The 24,692-nt window shown below is 68.2% G+C and carries 25 protein-coding genes; 15 read left to right on the top strand and 10 right to left on the bottom strand.

The window, feature by feature from the left end:
• The first annotated feature begins 16 nt into the window (after positions 1-16).
• The 5 genes from sucD (at position 17) to CFB41_RS13995 (ending at position 5,189) form a co-directional block, all read left to right on the top strand.
• Positions 17-898: a succinate--CoA ligase subunit alpha gene (sucD, locus tag CFB41_RS14015; protein WP_006477916.1), complete on the top strand. Its 882-nt coding sequence runs from the start codon at positions 17-19 to the stop codon at positions 896-898.
• A gap of 155 nt (positions 899-1,053) precedes the next feature.
• Positions 1,054-1,758 carry a TerC family protein gene (locus CFB41_RS14010; RefSeq protein ID WP_089456858.1) on the top strand — a complete coding sequence of 235 codons (705 nt, stop codon included), beginning with the start codon at positions 1,054-1,056 and terminating at the stop codon, positions 1,756-1,758.
• 97 nt (positions 1,759-1,855) lie between these two features.
• Positions 1,856-2,452, top strand: a complete 597-nt coding sequence (locus tag CFB41_RS14005) for a pilin (protein ID WP_089440936.1) — start codon at positions 1,856-1,858, stop codon at positions 2,450-2,452.
• A 153-nt stretch (positions 2,453-2,605) separates the two neighbouring features.
• Positions 2,606-4,384 carry a Wzy polymerase domain-containing protein gene (locus tag CFB41_RS14000; RefSeq protein WP_089456857.1) on the top strand — a complete coding sequence of 593 codons (1,779 nt, stop codon included), beginning with the start codon at positions 2,606-2,608 and terminating at the stop codon, positions 4,382-4,384.
• 454 nt (positions 4,385-4,838) lie between these two features.
• Entirely contained in the window at positions 4,839-5,189 is a 351-nt protein-coding gene (locus CFB41_RS13995; protein ID WP_089456856.1) for a TonB family protein, read from the top strand.
• A gap of 100 nt (positions 5,190-5,289) precedes the next feature.
• Here the strand turns inward: CFB41_RS13995 and CFB41_RS13990 are convergent, their stop codons facing one another.
• Positions 5,290-6,537 carry a hypothetical protein gene (locus CFB41_RS13990; RefSeq protein WP_373558619.1) on the bottom strand — a complete coding sequence of 416 codons (1,248 nt, stop codon included), beginning with the start codon at positions 6,535-6,537 and terminating at the stop codon, positions 5,290-5,292.
• A 49-nt stretch (positions 6,538-6,586) separates the two neighbouring features.
• Positions 6,587-7,075 carry a cyclic pyranopterin monophosphate synthase MoaC gene (gene moaC / locus CFB41_RS13985; protein WP_089456855.1) on the bottom strand — a complete coding sequence of 163 codons (489 nt, stop codon included), beginning with the start codon at positions 7,073-7,075 and terminating at the stop codon, positions 6,587-6,589.
• A gap of 270 nt (positions 7,076-7,345) precedes the next feature.
• Here moaC and CFB41_RS13980 point away from each other — a divergent pair, with 270 nt between their 5' ends.
• Entirely contained in the window at positions 7,346-9,040 is a 1,695-nt protein-coding gene (locus CFB41_RS13980) for a M48 family metalloprotease (RefSeq protein ID WP_089456854.1), read from the top strand.
• Positions 9,041-9,079: 39 nt separating this feature from the next.
• Here CFB41_RS13980 and CFB41_RS13975 read toward each other — a convergent pair whose 3' ends face one another.
• The 6 genes from CFB41_RS13975 to CFB41_RS13950 all read right to left on the bottom strand — a co-directional run bounded on the left by CFB41_RS13975 (position 9,080) and on the right by CFB41_RS13950 (position 13,650).
• Entirely contained in the window at positions 9,080-9,667 is a 588-nt protein-coding gene (locus tag CFB41_RS13975; protein ID WP_089456853.1) for a DUF2946 family protein, read from the bottom strand.
• Positions 9,660-10,697 carry a hydrolase gene (locus CFB41_RS13970; RefSeq protein WP_089440928.1) on the bottom strand — a complete coding sequence of 346 codons (1,038 nt, stop codon included), beginning with the start codon at positions 10,695-10,697 and terminating at the stop codon, positions 9,660-9,662. Before CFB41_RS13970 ends, CFB41_RS13975 begins: the two co-directional genes overlap by 8 nt.
• A 34-nt stretch (positions 10,698-10,731) precedes the next feature.
• Positions 10,732-11,178, bottom strand: coding sequence for a nuclear transport factor 2 family protein (locus tag CFB41_RS13965; RefSeq protein ID WP_006749968.1), 447 nt, complete (start codon positions 11,176-11,178; stop codon positions 10,732-10,734).
• Between the two features lie 115 nt (positions 11,179-11,293).
• Positions 11,294-12,331 carry a lipopolysaccharide heptosyltransferase II gene (waaF, locus tag CFB41_RS13960; RefSeq protein ID WP_039360609.1) on the bottom strand — a complete coding sequence of 346 codons (1,038 nt, stop codon included), beginning with the start codon at positions 12,329-12,331 and terminating at the stop codon, positions 11,294-11,296.
• A gap of 150 nt (positions 12,332-12,481) precedes the next feature.
• Positions 12,482-12,676, bottom strand: coding sequence for a zinc-finger domain-containing protein (locus tag CFB41_RS13955; protein WP_006749970.1), 195 nt, complete (start codon positions 12,674-12,676; stop codon positions 12,482-12,484).
• Between the two features lie 50 nt (positions 12,677-12,726).
• Positions 12,727-13,650 carry a branched-chain amino acid transaminase gene (locus CFB41_RS13950; protein ID WP_083265912.1) on the bottom strand — a complete coding sequence of 308 codons (924 nt, stop codon included), beginning with the start codon at positions 13,648-13,650 and terminating at the stop codon, positions 12,727-12,729.
• A 193-nt stretch (positions 13,651-13,843) separates the two neighbouring features.
• On the opposite strand from CFB41_RS13950, the gene CFB41_RS13945 reads away from it, so the two are divergent.
• Positions 13,844-14,599 carry an AzlC family ABC transporter permease gene (locus tag CFB41_RS13945; protein ID WP_089440927.1) on the top strand — a complete coding sequence of 252 codons (756 nt, stop codon included), beginning with the start codon at positions 13,844-13,846 and terminating at the stop codon, positions 14,597-14,599.
• A gap of 13 nt (positions 14,600-14,612) precedes the next feature.
• On the opposite strand, the gene CFB41_RS13940 is transcribed toward CFB41_RS13945, so the two are convergent.
• Positions 14,613-15,665: an RNA-guided endonuclease TnpB family protein gene (locus CFB41_RS13940; RefSeq protein ID WP_089456852.1), complete on the bottom strand. Its 1,053-nt coding sequence runs from the start codon at positions 15,663-15,665 to the stop codon at positions 14,613-14,615.
• Between the two features lie 89 nt (positions 15,666-15,754).
• Between CFB41_RS13940 and CFB41_RS13935 the strand changes: the two genes are divergently transcribed.
• Positions 15,755-16,078 (top strand): AzlD domain-containing protein, encoded by a 324-nt coding sequence (locus CFB41_RS13935; RefSeq protein ID WP_069248754.1) that lies wholly within the window; start codon positions 15,755-15,757, stop codon positions 16,076-16,078.
• A gap of 279 nt (positions 16,079-16,357) precedes the next feature.
• On the top strand, positions 16,358-17,554 hold the full coding sequence (locus CFB41_RS13930) for a phosphoglycerate kinase (RefSeq protein WP_069257480.1): 1,197 nt from the start codon (positions 16,358-16,360) through the stop codon (positions 17,552-17,554).
• A gap of 157 nt (positions 17,555-17,711) precedes the next feature.
• On the opposite strand, the gene CFB41_RS38595 is transcribed toward CFB41_RS13930, so the two are convergent.
• A complete protein-coding gene (locus tag CFB41_RS38595; RefSeq protein ID WP_256093618.1) occupies positions 17,712-17,840 on the bottom strand; it encodes a hypothetical protein in 129 nt (42 codons plus the stop codon).
• Between CFB41_RS38595 and pyk the strand changes: the two genes are divergently transcribed.
• The 6 genes from pyk (at position 17,839) to CFB41_RS13900 (ending at position 24,639) form a co-directional block, all read left to right on the top strand.
• Positions 17,839-19,275, top strand: coding sequence for a pyruvate kinase (gene pyk / locus CFB41_RS13925; RefSeq protein ID WP_039360687.1), 1,437 nt, complete (start codon positions 17,839-17,841; stop codon positions 19,273-19,275). The two genes, CFB41_RS38595 and pyk, sit on opposite strands and share 2 nt — an antisense overlap.
• Before the next feature lie 304 nt (positions 19,276-19,579).
• Complete coding sequence (gene fba / locus CFB41_RS13920; protein ID WP_034189083.1) at positions 19,580-20,644, top strand: class II fructose-bisphosphate aldolase; 1,065 nt, start codon at positions 19,580-19,582, stop codon at positions 20,642-20,644.
• A 224-nt stretch (positions 20,645-20,868) separates the two neighbouring features.
• On the top strand, positions 20,869-21,759 hold the full coding sequence (locus CFB41_RS13915; protein ID WP_039360621.1) for a phosphoribosylaminoimidazolesuccinocarboxamide synthase: 891 nt from the start codon (positions 20,869-20,871) through the stop codon (positions 21,757-21,759).
• Between the two features lie 18 nt (positions 21,760-21,777).
• Complete coding sequence (purE, locus tag CFB41_RS13910; RefSeq protein ID WP_039360624.1) at positions 21,778-22,299, top strand: 5-(carboxyamino)imidazole ribonucleotide mutase; 522 nt, start codon at positions 21,778-21,780, stop codon at positions 22,297-22,299.
• Positions 22,300-22,387: 88 nt separating this feature from the next.
• A complete protein-coding gene (locus CFB41_RS13905; RefSeq protein WP_089456851.1) occupies positions 22,388-23,599 on the top strand; it encodes a 5-(carboxyamino)imidazole ribonucleotide synthase in 1,212 nt (403 codons plus the stop codon).
• Between the two features lie 11 nt (positions 23,600-23,610).
• Positions 23,611-24,639 carry an L-threonylcarbamoyladenylate synthase gene (locus tag CFB41_RS13900; protein ID WP_089456850.1) on the top strand — a complete coding sequence of 343 codons (1,029 nt, stop codon included), beginning with the start codon at positions 23,611-23,613 and terminating at the stop codon, positions 24,637-24,639.
• The last annotated feature ends 53 nt before the right edge of the window (positions 24,640-24,692 follow it).

Below are 24,692 nucleotides of genomic sequence, written 5' to 3'. Positions count from 1 at the left end.
ACAGAGGTCAAAATACATGTCGATTCTGATCAACAAGGACACGAAGGTCATCACGCAGGGCATTACCGGCAAAACCGGTCAGTTCCATACGCGCGCCTGCCGTGAATACGCAAACGGCCGCGAAGCATTCGTCGCGGGCGTGAACCCGAAGAAGGCCGGCGAAGATTTCGAAGGCATTCCGATCTACGCGAGCGTCAAGGAAGCGAAGGCGGAAACCGGCGCGACCGTGTCGGTCATCTACGTTCCGCCGGCAGGCGCAGCGGCTGCGATCTGGGAAGCGGTCGAAGCCGACCTGGATCTCGCGATCTGCATCACGGAAGGCATCCCCGTGCGCGACATGATCGAAGTGAAGGACCGCATGCGTCGCGAAGGCCGCAAGACGCTGCTGCTCGGGCCGAACTGCCCGGGCACGATCACGCCGGACGAACTGAAGATCGGCATCATGCCGGGTCACATCCACCGCAAGGGCCGCATCGGCGTCGTGTCGCGTTCGGGCACGCTGACGTATGAAGCGGTTGCCCAGCTGACGGCACTCGGCCTGGGCCAGTCGTCGGCAGTCGGTATCGGCGGCGACCCGATCAACGGTCTGAAGCACATCGACGTGATGAAGATGTTCAACGACGATCCGGATACGGACGCAGTCGTGATGATCGGCGAAATCGGTGGTCCGGACGAAGCCAATGCGGCAGAGTGGATCAAGGACAACATGAAGAAGCCGGTGGTCGGCTTCATCGCTGGCGTTACGGCGCCTCCGGGCAAGCGCATGGGCCACGCCGGCGCGCTGATCTCGGGCGGTGCGGATACGGCCGAAGCGAAGCTGGAAATCATGGAAGCGTGCGGCATCACCGTGACGCGCAACCCGTCGGAAATGGGCCGTCTGCTGAAGAAGGCGCTGTAATATTTCCCCTGGGTTCGTCCTGCGGAAAACGCCGGCTTTGCCGGCGTTTTTTGTTATGCTCGCGCAATGAATTCGTAAGCACCGGGCATGCATCGCGCATGTGCCGGCGATGAACCGGGCCGCCCGCCGGCGGCCGCCGTCCTGCCCGTCACGCCATGCTCGAATTCCTGACGTCGCTCCACTGGGGCGCCGTTCTCCAGATCATCATCATCGATATCCTGCTCGGCGGCGACAACGCCGTCGTGATCGCGCTCGCGTGTCGCAACCTGCCGCCGAACCAGCGGTTGCGCGGCGTCATCTGGGGCACCGCGGGGGCGATCCTGCTGCGTGTCGCGCTGATCACGTTCGCGGTCGCGCTGCTCGACGTGCCGTTCCTGAAGCTCGGCGGCGGGTTGCTGCTGCTGTGGATCGGCATCAAGCTGATGGCGCCGGCCGGCGACGCGCACGACGACATCAAGCCGGCCAGCCGGCTGTGGGACGCCGTGAAGACGATCGTGATTGCCGATGCGGTGATGAGCCTCGACAACGTGATCGCGATCGCGGGCGCGGCCGAACAGGCCGACCCGTCGCACCGGATCGCGCTCGTGATCTTCGGGCTCGTCGTCAGCGTGCCGATCATCGTGTGGGGCAGCACGCTGGTGCTGAAGCTGCTCGACCGCTTCCCGATCTTCGTGGCATTCGGCGCCGGCCTGCTCGGCTGGATCGCGGGCGGGCTGATCGTGAATGACCCGGTGGGCGACCGCTGGCCCGTGCTCGATACGCCGGAGGCCCTCTACGGCGCGAGCATCGCGGGCGCGCTGTTCGTCGTGGCAATCGGTTACACGCTCAGGAAGCGCCGCGACGTACCGCACACGCACTGACATTGGCCGTCCGGCCGACTGCCGGATTCACGGCCCGCTGGCTACGATCGAGACGCCTGCCTTTACCGGCAGGCGTTTTTCGTTTCCGGAGCCTGCCATGTTCGAAGCCTTTTCCATTTCCCTGTTCCGTCGCGTGGCCGCCGATCTGCGGCGCGCGAACCGGCCGTCGCCGCGCTGGCGGCCGGCTGGCTTCACGCTGATCGAACTGATGATCGTGCTGGCGATCGTCGGTGTGATCGCGGCCTATGCGATTCCCGCGTACCAGGATTACCTTGCGCGCTCCCGCGTCGGCGAAGGGCTCGCGCTTGCGTCGTCCGCGCGGCTCGCCGTCGCCGACAACGCCGCAAGCGGCGCGAGCCTCGACGGCGGCTACAGCCCGCCGGCCGGCACCCGCAACGTCGAATCGGTTGTGATCGACGGCGAGACCGGCCAGATCACGGTCGCGTTCACCACGCGCGTCGCCGCGGCCGGCAGCAATACGCTGGTGCTCGTGCCATCCGCGCCCGACAAGGCCGACGCGCCCACCGCGCGCGTGCCGCTCAAAAAGGGCGCGATGCAGGCCGGCACGATCGCGTGGGAGTGCTTCGCCGCCGGCAAGGGGGCGTCGTCGCTGCCCGCGCCGGGGGCCGGGCCGCTGCCGGGCGACGCGGCGACGCTGCCCGCGAAATATGCGCCGGCGGAGTGTCGCGCTTAGTGTCGGTAGGGGAGCCGGGCGGCGCGGGCAGCGTGCCGGCCGCCTCGTCAGCCGGCCGGGGCGGCCACCCGGCGTCGGGGCGCGGCGCGAAGGCCCCGCACAGAGGAGGGAAAGTTTTGTATAGTGCGCCGGTTGCTGACATCCGGTTCGCTCATGCCTTCTACTTTTTCCCGTTCGTTGCCGCTCGTTGCGCTGGCTGTCGCCCTGATCGTGCCGTACGCGATCACGAATCACACGTATCCGATCCCGACCTTCTATTCCGAGTTTTCGGCGCTGGTGCTGTATCTGCTGGTGGGGGTGTCCGTCGTGCTGCTCGCGCGCACGGGCCGCCCGGCCGAGCCGTTTGCGGCGCCGGCCGCGTTCGTCGCACCGCTCGGGTTCGCGGTGGTACTCATCGCGCAGGTCGCGCTGATCCCGCTCAAGGTGCCGTCGATGAACTGGCTGGCGGTCGGCTATCTCGCCGCCGCGCTGGTCGCGATGCAGGCCGGCTATGCGCTCGCGCGCGACGGGCTGGCCGAGGCCGTGTCGCGGATGATGGCCGGCGCGCTGCTCGTCGGCGGCGTGTTCGCGGTCGGAACGCAGATCGTGCAGTTGTTCCACCTCGAGTCGGCGCTGTCGCCGTTCGTCGTGGTGTACAACATCGCGGTCGATCGCCGTCCGTACGGCAACATGGCGCAGGCGAACCATCTGGCCAGCTACATCGCGTTCGCGCTCGCGGGCGCGCTGTATCTCGTGCAGACGCGTCGGCTCGCGGTGTGGGCGTGGCTCGCGCTGTCGATCGTGCTGTCCGTCGGTCTGGCGCTGACGGTGTCGCGCGGGCCGTGGCTGCAGGTCGCGGTGATGGTCGTCGCGGGCTTCTGGATGGCGTGGCTCGAATCGCGCCGCGCGCCGGGCAATGCGCGTGCGTGGGCGATCCCGGTCGTGCTCGCGGTGGCGTTCATCGCGGTAAACGTCGCGGTGCGCTGGGCGAACGTCCACTACCACCTGGGTCTTGCGGAATCCGCGGCCGACCGGATGCGTGACGCGGGGCAGATCGCGCCGCGCCTCGCGCTGTGGAAGTACGGGCTCGCGATGTTCCGCGAACATCCGCTGCTTGGTGTCGGCTGGGGCGAATTCCCGTCGCACCAGTTCGCGCTCGTGCGCTCGCTCGGCGGCGTCGAGATCGCGAACAACTCGCACGACATCTTCATCGACCTGCTCGCGAAGTCCGGCCTCGTCGGCCTGGGCGTGCTCGTCGTCGCGCTCGTGACGTGGTTCGTGCGCGCGGTGCGCGCGCCGCAGTCGAGCATGCGCGTGTTCGGCTTCGCGCTGATCGGCATCCTGCTGATGCATGCGCTGGTCGAGTATCCGCAGCAGTACATGTTCTTCCTGTTGCCGGCCATGTTCGTGATCGGGCTGCTCGAGGTGAAGTCGCTGCGCATCCTGCCGGGGCGTGCGGCATTCGGGCTGTTCGCGGTGCTGTCGGTCGGCGGCGTGCTGGCGGCGGTGCCCGTGCTGCGCGACTACCAGCGCGCGGAAGTGCTGTATTACGGCAGCGATCCGGCTGCGCAGTACCGCGATGCGCCGTCGCTGCTGTTCGGCGCGTGGGGTGAATACGGTGCGGCCACGCTGCTCCCGATTTCCGCGGACGACCTGCCGGCCAAGCTCGCCGCGCATGAGCGCGCGATCGCGCTGCTGCCCGGCGAGACCGTGTTGCGCCGCTACGCGGCGCTGCAGGCGCTGGCCGGTCGCGAGGCCGACGCGCTCGACACCGTCGCGCGCCTGCACGTGTTTGCGAAGGAGTTGAAGGACTGGCCGCAGCAACTGGCCGCGCTGTACAAGCTGTGCGATGCGCAGCCGGCGCTGAAGCCGTTCAAGGCGGCGGTCGTCGCGAAATACGGCGAAGTTCCGGCCGATGCGGCCGATGACGAGGACGACGACGATTCGGATTGATGCGCGCAGCGCCTGCCGGAGCGGGGAATTCCGGCATGTGCCGCGCCGTGAGGGAGCAGCGGTGCGCGTCGGGAGGAACCGCCCGGCGCGAACCCGGCGATTTCGGCCGTGCATTGATTACCTCGCGGATCGCGTGGATTCAGGCCGAAGGCCCGGCGATTCGCGTCAACCATTGTCAAATCGCCGCCGCTCGCCGGGCCGCGCGTGCACAATGCGCGAAAGCGCTCGCGTGCCGACCCGTGTGAGGCAAGGGCAGCGCGAACACAGGCAAAACCCGGGCTACCCGGGAAGTCCGCCACGCAGGATCGCGGCCGAGCATCGATCGGCCGTGCGGCCGTAACGGGGCGCCGGTCCGATGGCCGCGGCGCAGTGTGACGCATGCGGTGCGGCCGGGCGACGTGTTCCGGTGCGCGGCGCGTGCGTTCGGAACAGTGCTGAAGAACGATATTCGACCATGGCTATTCGCTCGACCTACCTGATCCTGCCCGCCGTCGCGATGCTGTTTTCCGGCTGCGCGATGCTGACGTCGTCGCAGGAAAGCAAGCTGACGTGCCACATTCCGCGCGCCGTCTATCCGGATACCGCGAAGCCGCTCACGCGCCCGGCCACCGTGCTCGTGCGCGCGCTGATGACGACGTCCGGCGAAGCGCAGAACGTCACCGTGACGACGAGCAGCCGCAATTCGGCGGCCGACCGTGCGGCCATCGACGCGATGACGCACGCGACCTGCGTGCAGACGGGTGCGACCGCGAACCCGTTCCTGCTGACCCAACCGTTCGTGTTCGAGCCGCAGCGCGGCCAGTGATGCGTGGGCGGTGCGGCCCGCTTAGAGGTGCCCGTCGCCTCGTTGTGCATGGCCGCCGACAGTCGATGCGCGCGGCCGTGACGGCACGCGCTTCCGACGTTCAGTGCCGCGGCATCAGGTTCGCGCCGCGGCAAGCCGGCTCGGCCGCGGTACTCAGCCCGAGCAGCGTGAACCCGTTGCGCTCCTGGCGAATCTGCGCGTAGTGTCGCGCGACCGTTTCCCCGGTGGTGCCCGTCAGATCGAGTTCGACCTGAAAGCGATCCTTGCTGTCCGAGCAGCCGCGCACCGGGCCATACGCGAACCCCCTGCCGGCCACCTTGCTGGCCTTGTCGAACGCCTGCCGGCCTTTCAGCGCGGCCGCTGCTGCGGCGGGTTCGCTCCATTCGCGCGCCAGCGCATCATCCGCCTTCAGCCATTCGTCGACGAAATCGCGGCCGTTGAGCGCGACGGGCTGTACGCGCTGCACGGTGTCGCCGTCGACGCGGTAGCGGAATATGCCCGGCCGCGTCATCACGTCGCTGTCCATCGAGCCGACCGTCGCGCGCACCTCGAAGCCGTCGGGGCGCACCTTGAACCGGATCGGGTTCTCGTCGAGCACGTAGCTGTTCTCCGAATGGAACACGGCGCGTTGCGCGGTCGAGCCGCTGGCGGGCGCGACCACGTCCGCGGCGAACTGGCTCCAGCGCGACGCGCACGACGACGTGCCGTGGACGACCGCGACCTGTCCGCCGGGCAGCGCCGAGAACCAGAAGCCGCTGCCATACGCGCCGCCGATGTCCTTGTAGCCGTCGGCCTGCCAGCGCAGCACGCGCCGCCAGCCGCCGTTTTCCCATGCGTAAGCGGTCAGCAGATTGTCGTCGCCGCATGCGATGTCGAAGCCGGCGCGCACGAACAGCAACGGACGGGACGTGCCGCCGCGCTCGACGTCGATGTCCGGATTGCGGCCGAACGCCGATTCGCCATCTCTCGGCTGGAGGGGCCGCGCCGGCACGCCTAGCGCGGCCGCGAGCGTGCGTTTCAAAGCGGCCGGGTCGACCTGCTCATCGCTGCACGCGAGCCGCGCATCGATCGTGCCGACGAGCGCCTGCTTGTACGCATGCAGTGCGTCGCGCAGCGGGGGCGGAATGTCGACGCCGCCGCCGTCGCTCGGCGGAAGACGGATCTGCCGTACGCGATGTTGAGCGTCGATGGCCGCGCGCGCGGCGGCGTCAGCGGCGGGGCAGGTGCCGGCGGCCGACGCGGCGACCGGCAGCAGGGAGAGCGCGCACAGCAGCGGCGCGCCGTATTTCAGCGTGAGGTTCTTCACTTGCGATGTGTTTTCTGATTTTTTGTCGTTCGAACGGGGCATCGCTACGGCCGACGATGCCCCGGTGAATGGCTGCTACTGCCGTTGGCGCTCAACCCGCCGGTTCCTCCGCCTTCCAGTCCCCCGACTTCCCGCCGCGCTTCTCGCGCACGCTCACGTCGGTGATCACCATCCCGCGATCGACGGCCTTGCACATGTCGTAGACGGTCAGCAGCCCGACCTGCACGGCGGTCAGCGCCTCCATCTCGACGCCGGTGCGCCCGAACGTCTCGACCTGCACAACGCAGTGGACGCCCGGCAACGCGTCGTCGAGTTCGAACTCGACGGCCACGCGCGTCAGCGCGAGCGGATGGCACAGCGGGATCAGGTCGGCCGTGCGTTTGGCGCCCTGGATGGCCGCGATGCGCGCGACGCCGAGCACGTCGCCTTTCTTGGCCTTGCCGTCGCGGATCAGCGCGAACGTGGCCGGCAGCATCCGGATCGTGCCGCGCGCGATCGCGATGCGTTGGGTTTCCTGCTTGCCGCCGACGTCGACCATGTGCGCATGGCCGGCGGCGTCGAAATGGGTGAGTCCTGACATGTCTTCCTCTAGTGGAACGGCGTGCGCGAGCACGTCCCGCGATCGCGCATCGCGATTGGCCGGGGCCTCGAATCGCGTCTCTGCGCCCCGATCCGATCCAACGGTTCAACGGGCGCCTATCATAGCAGTGGCATTCTCGGCGCCGGGTGTGCAGATGGCGCCGATGCCGCACGGGACAGTCACGCTGCCGCCGGTACAATGACCCGAATATTCAGACCAAACGCCGCGATGCGCGCCGGGCGCGCGGGACGGCGTCGCTTTCATCCTGCCATGCGTGTCAAACAGTTGCTTGCCGTGTCGCTGTCGGTGGCGCTCGCATGGCCGCCGAGCGGCCATGCGCAGAGCGCGTCCGCGCCGCCGCTCGAATCGGCGGCCGGCGGCGCGCGGTCGATTTCCACCGTGCCGTCCGGCATCGCGGCCGGCGTGTTCGGTACCTACGGCGGCGCGGAGAGCCGGTTTTCGGACGCGGGCGGCGCGTCGGCGCCGGCCGCGAGCCTGCGCGCGCCGCTTCGCGCGCTGGAGTTGCCCGACCTGGGCGACGGCTCCGGCGGTTCGCTGACGCCTCAGGCCGAGCGCCGGCTCGGCGAGCGCGTGATGCGCGAAGTGCGGCGCGATCCCGACTATCTCGACGACTGGCTCGTACGCGACTACCTCAACGCGATGGCGGCGCGGCTCGCGGCCGCGGCGGCCGCCCGCTTCATCGGCGGCTACACGCCGGACTTCGACCTGTTCCCCGTGCGCGATCCGCAGATCAACGCGTTCTCGATGCCGGGCGGCTTCATCGGGATCAACAGCGGGCTCGTCGTCACGACGCAGACGGAGTCGGAACTCGCATCGGTGGTCGGCCACGAGATGGGGCACGTGCTGCAGCGGCACATCGCGCGGATGATCGGTGCGAACGAGAAGACCGGCTATACGGCGCTCGCGACGATGCTGCTCGGCGTGTTGGCCGGCGTGCTCGCGAGAAGCGGCGACCTCGGCAGTGCGATCGCGGTGGGCGGGCAGGCATATGCGGTGGACAACCAGCTGCGCTTCTCGCGTTCGGCCGAGCGCGAGGCCGATCGCGTCGGCTTCCAGCTGCTCGCGGGCGCGGGCTATGACCCGTACGGGATGCCGGGCTTCTTCGAGCGGCTCGACCGCGCGTCGATGGGCGATGCGGGCGTGCCGGCGTACGCGCGCACGCACCCGCTGACCGGCGAGCGGATCGCCGACATGGAGGATCGCGCGCGCCGCGCGCCGTACCGGCAGCCGCGCCAGTCGCCCGAATACGGGTTCGTGCGCGCGCGGCTGCGCGTCCTGCAGAACCGCGCGCCGACCGACATCGCGGCCGAGGCGCGACGGATGCAGTTCGAGATCGACGATCGCACCGCGCCGAACGTCGCGGCGAACTGGTACGGCATCGCACTCGCGGATGCGCTGCTCGGCGAGTACGACGCAGCCGGCAAGGCGCTCGCGTCGGCACGCAGTGCGTTCGACGCGCGCGAGCGGCGCGAGGACGATCCGGCGACGAGCTCGCCGAGTCTCGACGTGCTGGCCGCCGACATCGCGCGCCGCGCGGGGCGGGCCGACGACGCGGTGCGGCTCGCGGCGCTCGCGCAGCGGCGCTGGCCGGCGTCGCACGCGGCGATCGTCGCGCATCTTCAGGCGCTGATCGCGGCGCGCCGCTTCGCGGAAGCGCAGGCGCAGGCCCGCGCGCAGGCGAAGGCCGACCCCGAGCAACCGGACTGGTGGGACTATCTCGCGAAGGCGAGCGACGGCAAGGGTGACCTGCTGGCGCGGCGCCGCGCACTCGCGGAGAAGCTCGCGCTCGACGGCGCGTGGCCGTCGGCGATTCGCCAGCTGAAGGAAGCGCGCGACGCGAAGGATGTGTCGTTCTACGAGCAGTCGATGATCGGCGCGCGGCTGCTGGAATTCGAGGCGCGCTACAAGGAAGAGCGCGAGGACGAGAAGAACGGCCGCGGGTAGCGGCCGATACACGGGAAGCGCGGGCGCGGCCGCTGCGGGTCAGTTGCCGCCGTCAGCCGTATTGCGGGCCTGTTGCGCCGGGCTGGCGACGTAGCCGAACCGCGCGGGCACGTCCGCACCGACGATGCTGCCGAGCGGCAGTGCGCGGCCGTCGCGCCAGTGCAGCACGGGCGGCGCGGCATCGAAATCCACATGATCGGCGAACAGCCCGAGATCGTGATCGTGCAGCGCCGCGATGCGCGGCGGCGTGCCGGCCGCGCGAAACAGCACGCCGCCTGCGTCGTCGAGCCACGCTTCGTCCGGTTCGAACGGCATGCCGGTCTGGTCGGTGAGCGTGAGCTGCCCGTCGCGCTCGGCGAGCCGGACGATCCACGGCGTATAGGCGAGCTCGACGTACACGCGCTGTGGCCCGTTCTGGAAGAACCACTGGCCCTGCGCATCGCATTCGTAGTTGCGGCCGATGAACGCGTTCAGCGCCGCATGCCGGATCGGCGAGCCGAGTTCGCCCGCCGCCTGCGCCGCGTCGTCGCGCAGCCGCCATTCGCCGCGCCGGTCGAGCAGCAGCCAGCCGGTACAGTGCGGCACGTTCGGCCATTTGGCGAGGGCCTGCCTGACGATGTCATCCATGGTCGACGAATTTGGAGCAATAGCCGAACACCCGCGCCGACAGCCAGTCGAGGCGGCCGGGGAACGGCCCGGTCATGAATCCTGCGTGCCCGCCCGCCGCGGGCTGGTCGAGCTCGACGGCCGGCGATACGTCAGCCGGGCCCGGTAGCGCCGATTCAGGCAGGAACGGGTCGTTGCGGGCGTTGAGGATCAGCGTCGGCACGTCGATCGCCGGCAGCAGCGGCCGTGTCGTCGCTTTGGTCCAGTAGTCGTCCGCGTTCGCGAAACCGTGCAGCGGCGCGGTCACGATCTCATCGAAGTCACGCATCGTCACGGCCTGCAGCATCGCTTCGCGGTCGAACAGCCCCGGGTACTGGTCGAGCTTCGCGAGTGCCTTGCGCTTGAGCGTCTTCAGGAAGCTGCGCGTGTAGACCATCGCAAAGCCTTGCGACAGCGCGCGCCCGCCGGCGTGCACGTCGATCGGCGTCGAGATCGCGGCGGCCGCCCGCACGATCGACGTGTCGCTGCGATGCTCGCCGAGCCAGCGAAGCAGCACATTGCCGCCGAGCGACACGCCGGCCGCGACGAGCGGCCCGCGATGCTGCGCGGCAAGCCGGCGCAGGATCCAGTCGACCTCGGCGCTGTCGGCGAGATGGTAGAAGCGCGGCTGGCGGTTGATCTCGCCGCTGCAACTGCGGAAATGCGGCACGACGGCGTGCCAGCCCTTCGCGCGCGCGGCGGCCATCATCGCGAGCGCGTAGTGCGAGCCGGAGCTGCCCTCGAGGCCGTGGAACAGCACGAACAGCGGCGCATCGGGCCGCGGCGCCGCGCTATCGAGATGCGCGACCCAGTCGAGATCGATGAAGTCGTGATCGGGGGTTTCCCATCGCTCTCGTCGGTAAGCGACGACGGGACGCCGCGCGAACAGCGCGGGCACGATGGTTTGCGCATGGCTGTTGGGCAGCCAGCGTGGTGCGCGATAGCGCAGTAGGTCGTCGTCGGGGGCCGGGGCCCCGGTCAGCGGCGAGGTGGGCGGAGAAGCCGTACTCATGATCGCCCCGCGTATGCGTTGCTTCGTCTTTTCGTCAGTGCAGCGGACCCTGCCCATGACGGATCTTCGCGGCGAATTGTCCGGCCGCCTGTTCGGGAATCGGGCTCGCGTGAATATGCGCGATACGCCACTCGCCACGCTCGTGAATCATCACGTACGTCGCGAACACCATGTCGGGTTCGGCCGTCAGGTCGGCCTGCTGATGCGCTTCGGCGATCGTATAGACGACCGTGCCGAGGCTGTCGTACACGCGGATGTCGAGCGGCTCGATCGTCACGGGGCGCGTGGCGAGCCGGTTGGCGAGCCCGCTGCGGATCTGGTCGAGGCCGTGCAGATGCTCGCCGTCCGCCCATACGCAGCTGGCGAAATCCTCGTCGATCCACAGTCCCAGCAGCGCGTCGAGATTGGCATCGGCGACGGCCTGGTAGTAGGCGTTCAGCGTATCGGCGGCGGCTTCGAAGAGGCGGGCAAAACGTGGCATCGGGGTTATCTCTCGCGCGCGTCGCGCGCCGTATTCAGCACGGCGGCCCGGATGGAGCCGCCGTACACCGGTGAATCGGATTGCCCGGCGCGCCGTGCGACGCTGCCGGCCAGGGTCAGCGCTGCCCGACGAGCATGCCGCGCAAATCGCCGAATACCTGCTCGGGACCGAGTTCGCGCAGGCACTTCAGGTGGCCGAGCGGGCACTCGCGTTCGAAGCAGGGACTGCATTCGAGATGAAGCCATTGTACCTTCGCCAGGTCCGACAGCGGAGGGGTGTGGCGCGGATCGGTCGATCCGTACAGCGCGACGAGCGGCCGGCGTAGCGCGGCGGCAACGTGCATCAGCCCCGAATCGTTGGTGACCACCGCGTTCGCGCGCGCGATCAGCGCGCACGCCTCCGACAGCGACGTCTGTCCGCACAGGTTGCGCACGTTCGGCGCGTGGTCGGCGATTGCCTGCGCGGCCGCGGCGTCCTTCTGCGAGCCGAGCGCGACGATCTGCGTGTACGGGAACGACTGGTGGACGATGGTGGCGAGCGACGCGAAATGCTCGGGCGGCCAGCGCTTGGCCGGGCCGTATTCCGCGCCCGGGCAGAACACGACGAGCGGCTTGCGCGTATCGAGATTGAAACGGGCGGACACGCGCGCCGTCTCGTTGAGATCGGCGTCGAGGCGCGGCGCGGGCAGCGTCTTCATCGACTCGGGCAGCTTCGCGCCCGGTGCGTACGCGAGCGCCGCGTAGTGGGCCGTCATCGGCGGCCGCTCGCCCGATTTGTCCGGGTTCGCGTGCCGCACGTTCAGCAGCCCGTAGCGGTGCTCGCCCGTGTAGCCGACCCGCAGCGGGATGTTCGCGAGCCACGGGATCACCGCGGATTTCAGCGAGTTCGGCAGCACGTACGCCGCGTCGTAGCCGACGTCGCGCAGGTCGCTCGCGAGCTGCCAGCGGCGCAGCAGCTGCAGCTTGCCGTGCGCGAGATCGGTCGCGTAGACATCGTGGATCTCGGGCATCCGCTCGAGCACGGGCGCGACCCACGAGGGCGCGACGGCATCGATCGCGATGCGGGGATGGTTTTTCTTCAGCAGCGCAAAAAGCGGCTGCGCCATCAATGCGTCACCGATCCAGTTCGGTGCGATAACCAGCGCTCGACGCATCAGGTCGACTTCCGATGTCGTAATGAAGCACGGCGCCCAGGCGCCGCGTTCGGGTTGCCAGAATGGAGAACGGCGGCGCGCCGGCAATCCGGCTGCGCCGCCTGGGCGATCGGCGGGCCTGCATCAGCCTGCAGGCCCGGCCGCCGGGGCTCAGTGGCCCTTGACGACCTCGCCGTCACGCAGCTTGTAGCGCGTGCCGCAGTACGGGCAGCGTGCCTCGCCGTGCGAGACGTCGATGAAGACGCGCGGGTGGGCGCTCCAGCGCGCCATGGCCGGGTTCGGGCAGTACGCGGGAAGATCCTTGGCCGTCAGCTCGACCAGCGGCATTTCCTTGATTTCACTCATGAGACTTTCTCTTATCACTCTTTTGTGGGGCGGTCGGTGGCGCAGCGCGCTCAGACCTTCGTCAGCCAGTTCGCGTACTTCGCGTTCTTGCCCGACACGATATCGAAAAACGCCGACTGGAGCTTTTCCGTGACGGGGCCGCGCGCGCCGCTGCCGATCGTGCGGTTGTCGAGCTCGCGGATCGGCGTGACTTCAGCGGCCGTGCCGGTGAAGAACGCCTCGTCGGCCGTGTAGACCTCGTCGCGCGTGATGCGCTTCTCGATCACCTCGATGCCGGCGTCCTTCGCGAGCGTGATGACGGTATCGCGCGTGATGCCGTCGAGGCACGACGACAGGTCGGGCGTGTACAGCTTGCCGTTGTTCACCAGGAAGAAGTTCTCGCCGGAGCCTTCCGACACGTAGCCGTCGACGTCGAGCAGCAGCGCTTCGTCGTAGCCGTCGGCGGTGGCTTCCTGGTTCGCGAGGATCGAGTTCACGTACCAGCCCGACGCCTTCGCGCGCACCATCGACACGTTCACGTGGTGGCGCGTGAACGACGACGTCTTCACGCGGATGCCCTTCGCGAGGCCTTCCTCGCCGAGGTAGGCGCCCCACGGCCATGCCGCGATCGCGACGTGGATCGTGTTGCCCTTCGCGGCCACGCCGAGCTTTTCCGAGCCGACCCAGATGATCGGGCGCAGGTAGCACGACTCGAGCTTGTTCTCGCGCACGACTTCGAGCTGCGCGGCTTCGAGCGTTTCCCGGTCGAACGGCACGTCCATCTGGAAGATCTTCGCCGAATTCAGCAGACGTTTCGTGTGCTCGTACAGGCGGAAGATCGCGGTGCTGCCGTCGGCCGACTTGTACGCGCGCACGCCCTCGAAGACGCCCATGCCGTAGTGCAGCGTGTGGGTCAGGACGTGGATCTTGGCGTCGCGCCAGTCGATCAGCTTGCCGTCCATCCAGATCTTGCCGTCGCGGTCGGCCATTGACATAGATTTCTCCTGGGATGCGGTTGTATGCAGCGTTGAGCCGGAAAGACGCTTATTTTAGCGTCATTTGAAGGCGATCCGGTCGGTCGGCGCGGGGCCGGCGCTATAATCGCCCGGTACCGATTCCAATAACGACGGGTCGACCCGGCAGGAGGCGCCGGCGCCCCGACGAACCGCCCGCTGCGGCCCGCTTCCCATGCTCGCTCGATTGTCCGCCACCGACCGCTTCGCGCTGATCCAGGGCGCGCGCGACTATTCCCCGACGCTGATGGCGATTTTCTCGTGGGGGCTCGTCACCGGCATCGCGATGAGCAAGTCGGTCATGACGCTCTGGCAGGCGAGCGCGATGTCGCTGCTGGTCTACGCGGGCTCGTCGCAGCTCGCGGTACTGCCGCTCCTCGCGGCGAAGCTGCCGATCTGGACCATCCTGCTCACGGCCGCGATGGTCAATACGCGCTTCGTGATCTTCAGCGCCGGGCTTGCGCCCCATTTTTCCTACCTGCCGCTGTGGCGGCGCCTCGCGATCGGCTATTTCAACGGTGACGTGATCTACCTGCTGTTCCAGAAACAGGGCTTCGCGTACGGCCACGTGCCCGGCAAGGAAGCGTATTTCTGGGGGATGGCGCTCGCGAGCTGGCTGTCGTGGCAGGTGTCGTCGCTCGCCGGCATCCTGCTCGCGAGCTTCTTTCCCGCGAGCTGGGGGCTGGAACTGGCCGGCACGCTCGCGCTGATCCCCATCATGGTGTCGGCGGTCGCGAACCGCTCGACGCTCGCGGCCGTCGCGGTCGCAGGCATCGTGTCGCTCATCGCGTTCGACCTGCCGTACCGGCTCGCGCTGCCGCTCGCGGTGCTCGCCGCGCTCGCGGCCGGCTGCACGGCCGATTTCTTCGTCGAGCGGGCCGACTGGCGGCGCATCCGCACCGAAACCGTGCACGAAAAGGAAATCGATTGACGTCCTCCGCCGCCTAAAGGGGGCGGATTCCCACAGCTGGCGATGCACGTCCGCATCGGAGAATGTTCAAAGCAGCGTTGGTATCTCGATCATGCACGACACCACAGCCATCGCAGGCCCACTCTCTTACTCGCAATCCCGCGATACCTTTCGGCCGCGTCGTGCTGTCTTTCGACCCGCACGCCGAACAGGACTGGGTGGAACCGCTTTCGTCGACTTCCTCGAACGTGGCCCCGTGCGCGATCGCCTTGTAACGGAGCTTGTTTCGGAAGGACGACCAGAATGCGTCGTAGGCGCTCTTCGCCATCCTGGTTCTGGGGAGCTTCGCGGCCGACACGTCGCCGACCGCGATGTAATCGAAGCGCCGCACCAAATCGAGCGCCAACCTGTGCTGGAAATCAGCACGCGCATTCGCCACCTTGGCGTGCAATTTCGCGATATGTCGCTTGTGCTTTCGCGCTCGCTGGGCCTTTGCCAGCTTATCGGCCGCTCGCTGGCCGAACCGGTCGTTCGGCAGCTTCTCGCCCGTCGAAAGTGTGGCGAAGTCTTTCAGGCCGAGATCGATGCCGACGCCGGAACGGATCGGGCGGGCCTGAACATCTGGCATCTCGATCACGATGTTCAAGAACCAATTGCCGCGCGCATCCTGCGCAAAGTTGGTTCCGTCCTTGATCTTGCCTTCGGGAAGCGGTCGGCTGTTGAACACGCGAAAGGTGCTGCCGGCAAAGCGAAATGCGTCGCCTTCGCGCTTCAGGTCACGCCCCTTCAACGGCACCCAGCCAAGAGATTTCTTGCCGCGATAGCGCAAGTAAGGCCGACGGCGCTGATTGCGCGACTTCGCGTATTGCTCGCACGTTGCGTCGACCGTGCCGGAGTGGATGCCGAGTATCTTGCTGCAGCCCGTCGTCAGTACGTTCAGATCGAAACCCGTCGGCCACCTCTTGTTCCACTTGAGGACGTGTTTCTGCGTGTCGTTGCAGAAGTTCCAGACATAGTTCATCGCACGGCTCTGCTGGTTCAGGAGGCCGTTGAGCGACTTCACCCGGTAGCGATAGACAAGAATCATGCCGGTGATCCTAGTCGATGGAAGAAGCTGCCTGTCAAGGGTATGTATTTCTTGCCCGCCATCGATGGCAACATTTCAAGGAGTAGTTGATGAGCGCGACGGAAATCTGGATCGTCATCATCGGGATGACGATCGTCACGGCCGTCACGCGCGCGCTGTTCCTGATCGGCGGCGAACGCACCGTGCTGCCCGAACGCGCGCAGCGCGCCATGCGCTATGCACCGGCGGCGGCACTGGTCGCCGTCGTGCTGCCCGACGTGCTCGAAACGCCGGCCGGGCTGTCGTTCGCGCTGTCCAACCACCCGTTCTACGCGGCGCTCGCCGGCCTCGGCTGGTTTTTGTGGCGGCGCAGCATGCTTGGCACGATCGTCGTCGGGATGCTCGTCTTCACCGCGCTGCGCCTGGTCTTCTGATGGGCCGTCGTTCAGGCCCGCCGGGTACCGGCCGCTTGTGCGGGTGCATTGCTGCGTTGCGGCAATGGGTCCGTTCCCGCGCGCGATCCCAAATAGGCGGAATTCGCCGCCCGCGGGTCAGTCTGCCGGGTGGATCGGCTAGAATGCCCGTTCGAGATTTTTTACCCGTGCGCGTCATGCGAACCGCCAGCCACGGCCGCATCCGGCGCCCTTTCGCGGCAGCCCGCGCACGTCGAGCGTGAACCCCCTTTCCCCATCCACTACTTCAATTTGTTCAACATGAGCCAAGTCAAGCGTCTTACCGACCTGATCGCCGCCGGCCAGCTCGCCGGCAAGCGGGTATTCATCCGTGCCGACCTGAACGTCCCGCAGGACGACCAGGGCAACATCACCGAAGACACGCGCGTGCGCGCGTCCGTGCCGGCCATCCAGGCCGCGCTCGACGCCGGCGCGGCCGTGATGGTCACGTCGCACCTCGGCCGTCCGACCGAAGGCGAGTTCAAGCCGGAAGATTCGCTCGCGCCGGTCGCGAAGCGCCTCGCCGAGCTGCTCGGCCGTGACGTGCCGCTCGTATCGAACTGGGTCGAGAACGGCGTGAACGTCGCGCCGGGCCAGGTCGTGCTGCTCGAGAACTGCCGCGTGAACAAGGGCGAGAAGAAGAATTCGGACGAGCTCGCGCAGAAGATGGCGAAGCTCTGCGACGTGTACGTAAACGACGCATTCGGCACCGCGCACCGCGCGGAAGCGACCACCCACGGGATCGCGAAGTACGCGCCGGTCGCGTGCGCGGGCCCGCTGCTGGCCGCGGAACTCGACGCGCTCGGCAAGGCGCTCGGCAACCCGGCCCGCCCGCTGGTGGCGATCGTCGCCGGCTCGAAGGTGTCGACCAAGCTCACGATCCTGAAGTCGCTCGCCGGCAAGGTCGACCAGCTGATCGTCGGCGGCGGCATCGCGAACACGTTCATGCTCGCGGCCGGCCTGTCGATCGGCAAGTCGCTCGCGGAAGCCGACCTCGTCAACGAGGCGAAGGCGATCATCGACGAAGCGCGCGAGCGCGGCGCGTCGGTGCCGATCCCGACCGACGTCGTGACGGCCAAGGAATTCTCGCCGACGGCCGCGGCCACGGTAAAGCAGGTCGCCGACATCGAAGCGGACGACATGATCCTCGACATCGGCCCGGATACCGCCAAGGCGCTCGCGAGCCAGCTCGAGAAGGCCGGCACGATCGTGTGGAACGGCCCGGTCGGCGTGTTCGAGTTCGACCAGTTCGGCAACGGCACCAAGACGCTCGCGGAAGCGATCGCCAAATCGTCCGCGTTCTCGATCGCGGGCGGCGGCGACACGCTCGCGGCCATCGCGAAGTACGGCATCCATGACCAGGTCAGCTACATCTCGACGGGCGGCGGCGCCTTCCTCGAGTTCCTCGAGGGGAAGAAGCTGCCGGCGGTGGAAGTGCTGGAAACGCGGGCGGCCTGAGCGTGGCGGCGCGCGCAGGGGTGACGAAGGCCGCGCGCTCCGCGAAAGCGGAGCCGACGGCCGGCGCGGGCAAGCGCAAACGCGCGCCCGCGCGGGCGAACACCGCCCCGCGCGCACCGGCGGCCGCCGGCGACGCGGCCGAGCAGCACCACGAGATTCAGAACAAAGCGATGCCGGGCGCAAGCACCGGCACGCCCCCCGGAGCGGCGGCCGCTGGGCCTGCCGCTTCCGGCTCTCGCAGCGTTTCACCCAGCGCATCCACCTTGATCCAGATGAGGAGTTTCATGCAGCGCGCCACCAAGATAGTCGCCACGATCGGCCCGGCTTCCAGTTCGCCGGAGATTCTGCTGCAGATGATGCAGGCGGGCCTCGACGTCGTGCGGCTCAATTTTTCGCACGGCACGGCCGACGATCACCGCCAGCGCGCCGAGATGGTGCGCGAGGCCGCCCGCAAGGTCGGCCGCGAGATCGCGATCATGGCCGACCTCCAGGGCCCGAAGATTCGCGTCGGCAAGTTCGAGAACGGCAAGACGACGCTCGAGCCGGGCCAGGCCTTCATCCTCGACGCGGGCTGCGAGCTGGGCAACGACGAGCGCGTCGGGCTCGACTACAAGGAGCTGCCGCGTGACCTGCGCACGGGCGATTTGCTGCTGCTGAACGACGGCCTGATTGTGCTGACCGTCGAGCGCGTGCTCGGCGACGAGATCCACACGATCGTCAAGGTAGGCGGCGAGCTGTCGAACAACAAGGGCATCAACCGCCAGGGCGGCGGCCTGTCGGCGCCCGCGCTGACCGCGAAGGACATGGAAGACATCCGTACCGCGATGTCGCTCGGCGCGGACCTGGTGGCGGTGTCGTTCCCGAAGAACGCGACCGACATGGAAATGGCGCGCCAGCTCGCGAACATCGCGGGCGCGCCGTACGGCATCAAGCCGAAGATGATCGCGAAGATCGAGCGCGCGGAAGCGATTCCGGCGCTGCAAAGCATTCTCGACGCGTCCGACGGCATCATGGTCGCGCGCGGCGACCTCGCGGTGGAAGTGGGCAACGCGGCCGTGCCGGCGCTGCAGAAGCGGATGATCCGGATGGCGCGCGAGTCGAACAAGCTCGTGATCACCGCGACGCAGATGATGGAATCGATGATCCACGCGCCGGTGCCGACCCGCGCGGAAGTGTCGGACGTCGCGAACGCGGTGCTCGACGGCACCGACGCGGTGATGCTGTCGGCCGAGACGGCCGCCGGCAAGTACCCGGTCGTCACGATCGAGACGATGGCGGCCGTGTGCGTCGAGGCGGAGAAGTCGGAAGAAGTCGAGCTGGACAAGGATTTCCTCGACCGCACGTTCACGCGGATCGACCAGTCGATCGCGATGGGCGCGCTGTTCACCGCGTATCACCTGGGTGCGAAGGCGATCATCGCGCTGACCGAATCGGGCGCGACCGCGCTGTGGATGTCGCGTCACTACACGCACGTGCCGATCTTCGCGCTGACGCCGCGCGTCGGCAGCGAGCGCACGATGGCGCTGTACCGCAACGTGACGCCGCTGCACGTCGACTTCAACAGCGACCGCGACTCGGCGCTGCAGGCAGCGCTCGAGATCGTCGTCAAGCAGGGCTACGTGCAGCACGGCGACATGGTCGTCCTGACCGTCGGCGAGCCGATGGGGCAGGCGGGCGGCACCAACACGCTGAAGATCGTGCGGGTCGGCGAGCACTATTGAGCGCCCGCTGAATCTCGGGCCGGCCGCCCGGATCGGCTCAAGAATCGATCCGGCACCGTTTTTCGCGCAAAAGCCGCGTGGGGTCGAAGCCCCGCGCGGCTTTTTTTCTCATTTTTGCCCGCATTGTGCCGTGCGAACGTAACAAATTGCGAGTCGGCGCCACCGGGCGGTCGGAATCGGAGGCGCTTCGCGATAAAATGCGGCTATTCGACGCTCAGCCGCGCCGCGCCACCCCGGGTTCGACCGGGAGCGAGCGCCGCGCCGGCGTCAGGGCGCACCGGTTTTCATTCCATGGAGTTCCACAATGCCTCTCGTATCAATGCGTCAATTGCTGGACCACGCGGCAGAGCACGGTTACGGCCTGCCGGCCTTCAACGTGAACAACCTGGAGCAGGTCCAGGCGATCATGGCGGCGGCGGACCAGGTCGGCGCGCCCGTGATCATGCAGGCATCGGCCGGCGCGCGTAAGTACGCGGGCGAGCCGTTCCTGCGCCACCTGATCGAAGCAGCTGTCGAGTCGTACCCGCACATCCCGGTCGTGATGCACCAGGATCACGGCCAGTCGCCGGCAGTCTGCATGGCCGCGATCCGCAGCGGCTTCACCAGCGTGATGATGGACGGTTCGCTGGAAGCCGACGGCAAGACGGTCGCATCGTACGAGTACAACGTCGACGTGTCGCGCAAGGTCGTCGAGATGGCGCACTCGATCGGCGTGACGGTCGAAGCCGAACTCGGCGTGCTCGGCTCGCTCGAGACGATGAAGGGCGACAAGGAAGACGGCCACGGCGCTGAAGGCACGATGACCCGCGAGCAGCTGCTGACCGATCCGGAGCAGGCTGCCGACTTCGTGAAGCTCACGCAGTGCGATGCACTCGCGATCGCGATCGGCACGTCGCACGGCGCGTACAAGTTCTCGAAGAAGCCGACGGGCGACATCCTGTCGATCCAGCGCATCAAGGAAATCCACGCGCGCATCCCGAACACCCACCTGGTGATGCACGGTTCGTCGTCGGTGCCGCAGGAACTGCTGGCCGAGATCCGCGAATTCGGCGGCGACATGAAGGAAACCTACGGCGTGCCGGTCGAGGAAATCCAGGAAGGCATCAAGCACGGCGTGCGCAAGATCAACATCGACACCGACCTGCGTCTGGCGATCACCGGCGCGATCCGCCGCTACCTGTTCGAGAACCCGGGCAAGTTCGATCCGCGCGATTACCTGAAGCCCGCGCGCGAAGCGGCGAAGCAGGTCTGCGTTGACCGCTACCTCGCGTTCGGTTGCGAAGGCCAGGCCGGCAAGATCAAGCCGGTGGCGCTCGACAAGATCGCCGAGCAGTACAAGTCCGGCGCGCTCGCACAGGTCGTGCGCTGAGACTGTAGTACGATTGCCGCGCCCGATGTGGGCAACGGCAAGGCTGTCCGGCCGGATCTGATCCGGCCCCGCAGCCGCTCCGTCCGGCCGAACGAGGGCCGGCCGGCAACCGCCCGGGCGCCGTCGTCCGGCCGGTTCGCCGACGTATTGCAAGACCGCCGTTCCCGCCTGCCGCGGGGAACGGCGTTTCCCTTTTTGTTTGGCTCCTTATCTGCGAAAAGACGATGTCTACCCTCTACGAATCCACGCTCCGCTCGCTGCCGCTCCTCGGTCGCGGCAAGGTCCGCGATAACTACGCGGTCGGCAACGACAAGCTCCTGATCGTCACGACCGATCGTCTGTCGGCATTCGACGTGGTGATGGGCGAGCCGATTCCGAACAAGGGTCGCGTGCTGAACCAGATGGCGAACTTCTGGTTCGACAAGCTCGCGCACATCGTGCCGAACCACCTGACGGGCGACGCACCGGAAGCGGTTGTCGCGGCCGACGAGGTCGAGCAGGTGAAGGGCCGCGGCGTGGTCGTCAAGCGCCTCGAGCCGATCATGATCGAAGCAGTCGTGCGCGGCTACCTGGCCGGCAGCGGCTGGAAGGAATACCAGGCGTCGGGCGCCGTGTGCGGCGTGCAGTTGCCGGAAGGCCTGCAGAACGCGCAGAAGCTGCCCGAGCCGATCTTCACGCCGGCCGCGAAGGCCGAGATGGGCGAGCACGACGAGAACATCACGTTCGAGGAAACCGAGCGCCGCATCGGCACCGAGCTGGCCGCGACGATCCGCGACATCTCGATCAAGCTGTACAAGGAAGCGGCCGACTACGCGGCCACGCGCGGCATCATCATCGCCGACACGAAGTTCGAATTCGGCCTCGACAACCACGGCAAGCTGTACCTGATGGACGAAGTGCTGACCGCCGATTCGTCGCGCTTCTGGCCGGCCGACCAGTACGAAGTCGGCACGAACCCGCCGTCGTTCGACAAGCAGTTCGTGCGCGACTGGCTCGAGGCGCAGCCGTGGGGCAAGACGGCGCCGGCGCCGGCGCTGCCGGCCGACGTCGTCGAGAAGACGGCCGCGAAGTACCAGGAAGCGCTCGAGCGCATCACGGGCCAGTCGCTCGCCTGACCAGAGGGAACGCACGAAATGAGTGAAGTCCAGACCGCCCACACGCACAGCGCACCGCTCGTCGGCGTGCTGATGGGTTCGAGTTCCGACTGGGACGTGATGAAGCACGCGGTCGCCATCCTGCAGGAATTCGGCGTGCCGTACGAAGCGAAGGTCGTATCCGCGCACCGGATGCCCGACGAGATGTTCGACTATGCGGAGAAGGCGCGCGAGCGCGGGCTGCGCGCGATCATCGCGGGCGCCGGCGGCGCCGCGCACCTGCCCGGCATGCTGGCCGCGAAAACCACGGTGCCGGTGCTCGGCGTGCCGGTCGCGAGCAAGTACCTGAAGGGTGTCGATTCGCTGCACTCGATCGTGCAGATGCCGAAGGGCGTGCCCGTCGCGACGTTCGCGATCGGCGAGGCCGGCGCGGCGAACGCCGCGCTGTTCGCGGTGTCGATCCTGTCCGGTAACTCGGTCGACTATGCGAACCGGCTCGCCGCGTTCCGCGTGCGCCAGAACGAAGCCGCGCACGCAATGGTGCTGCCGCCGCTGGAATGACGGCGCACCGGCGGCCGCCCTGCCATTCGAGCGGCTGCCTGACCTCCCCACTTGCGGCGGGCAGCGCCCGCCGCGACCGACCACTGACATGACCGCAACTCCTGATTCCGTTTCCCCGATCCTGCCCGGCGCGTGGCTTGGCATGGTTGGCGGTGGCCAGCTCGGCCGCATGTTCTGCTTTGCCGCCCAGTCGATGGGCTATCGCGTCGCCGTGCTCGATCCCGATCCGACGAGCCCCGCCGGCGCGGTCGCCGACCGCCACCTGCGCGCGGCCTATGACGACGAAGCCGCGCTCGCCGAACTGGCCGACCTGTGCGACGCGGTGTCGACGGAGTTCGAGAACGTGCCGGCCGCGAGCCTCGATTTCCTCGCGCGCACGACGTTCGTCGCACCGGCCGGCCGCTGCGTCGCGGTCGCGCAGGACCGGATCGCGGAGAAGCGCTTCATCGAAGCGTCGGGCGTGCCCGTCGCGCCGCACGTCGTGATCGAATCGTCGGCGGCGCTCGCCGCGCTCGACGATGCCGCGCTCGACGCGGTGCTGCCGGGCATCCTGAAGACGGCGCGCCTCGGCTACGACGGCAAGGGCCAGGTGCGGGTGAGCACCGCGCAGGAAGTGCGCGACGCGCATGCGGCGCTGAACGGCGTGCCGTGCGTGCTCGAAAAGCGCCTGCCGCTGAAATACGAAGTGTCGGCGCTGATCGCGCGCGGCGCGGACGGCCGCTCGGCCGCGTTCCCGCTCGCGCAGAATGTGCACCACAACGGCATCCTCGCGCTGACCGTCGTGCCCGCGCCGGCCGCCGATGCCGCGCGTGTCGAAGAGGCGCAGCAGGCGGCCGTGCGGATTGCCGATACGCTCGGCTACGTCGGCGTGCTGTGCGTCGAATTCTTCGTGCTGGAAGACGGTTCGTTCGTCGCGAACGAGATGGCGCCGCGCCCGCACAACTCCGGCCATTACACGGTCGATGCGTGCGCTACGAGCCAGTTCGAGCAGCAGGTGCGTGCGATGACGCGAATGCCGCTCGGCAACCCGCGCCAGCATTCGCCGGCCGCGATGCTGAACATCCTCGGCGACGTGTGGTTCCCGAACGGTGCGGCCGGCGTAGGTGCGGCGGCCGATGCCGTCACGCCGCCGTGGGACACGGTCGCGGCGATGCCGACCGCGCACCTGCACCTGTACGGCAAGGAAGAGGCGCGCATCGGCCGCAAGATGGGCCACGTGAACTTCACGGCCGAAACGCGCGACGAAGCCGTCGCCGCGGCCACCGCGTGCGCGCAGCTGCTGCGCGTGCCGCTCGACTGAGACGCCAGCCGATGTCCATCGATCTCCCGAACGCCGTGACGGCTGCTCAGATCGACGCGGCCGCCGCGTTGCTCGACGCGGGCCAGCTCGTCGCCTTTCCGACCGAAACCGTCTACGGGCTCGGCGGCGATGCGGCGAATCCCGAGGCCGTCGCGCGCATCTACGCGGCGAAGGGGCGGCCCGCGAATCATCCGGTGATCGTGCACCTGCCGCCGGGCGGCGATCCCGGCTACTGGGCCGACGATCTGCCGGCCGACGCGCAGGCGTTGATCGATGCGTTCTGGCCGGGCCCGCTGACGCTGATCCTGAAGCGCCACGGGCGCATCCCGGACGCCGTGAGCGGCGGCCAGGATTCGGTCGGGCTGCGCTGCCCGTCGCATCCGGTCGCACAGGCGCTGCTGGCCGCGTTCAGCGCGCGGCGCGGCGGGCATGGCGGCGTGGCTGCGCCGTCCGCGAACCGGTTCGGCCATGTAAGCCCGACCACCGCGCAGCATGTGCGCGACGAATTCGGCGACACCGTGCACGTGCTCGACGGCGGCGCATCGGAAGTCGGTATCGAATCGACGATTCTCGACCTGTCGCGCGGCTTCCCGGCGCTGCTGCGCCCGGGGCACGTGACGCCGCAGCAGATCGCCGCCGTGCTCGGTCGCGCGCCGCAACTGCCGGACGGCAGCGACGCGACCGCGCCGCGCGCGTCGGGCACGCTGAAGGCGCATTACGCGCCGCGCACGCCGCTCGCGCTGCTGCCGTTCGACGCGCTCGAGCCGTTGCTCGCGGCCGCGCAAACCGATGGCGAACGCGTCGCGCTGGTCGCCCGCGCGTCGCGCGCGGGGCAGTGGGCACAGGCCGACGGCGTGCATTTCGTCGCGGCGCCGGAAGATCCGTCCGCGTATGCGCGCGAGCTGTACGGAATGCTGCGTGCGCTCGACCGCGCGCAGGTCGCGCGCATCCTCGTCGAAAAGTTGCCGGAGACGGTCGAATGGATCGCGGTCAACGATCGGCTCGGCCGCGCCGCCGCAGCGTTCGAAGCGGCCGAATGACGAAGGCGCGCGGCTGACGCGACCGTCGCCGCGCCGGTTTCCCGCACATGAAA

It is taken from the genome of Burkholderia sp. AU33803 (assembly GCF_002223095.1).
Taxonomy (GTDB): Bacteria; Pseudomonadota; Gammaproteobacteria; order Burkholderiales; family Burkholderiaceae; genus Burkholderia.
The sequence above is the reverse complement of the archived record's forward strand: the minus strand, read 5'-3'. Positions and strand labels throughout refer to the sequence as shown.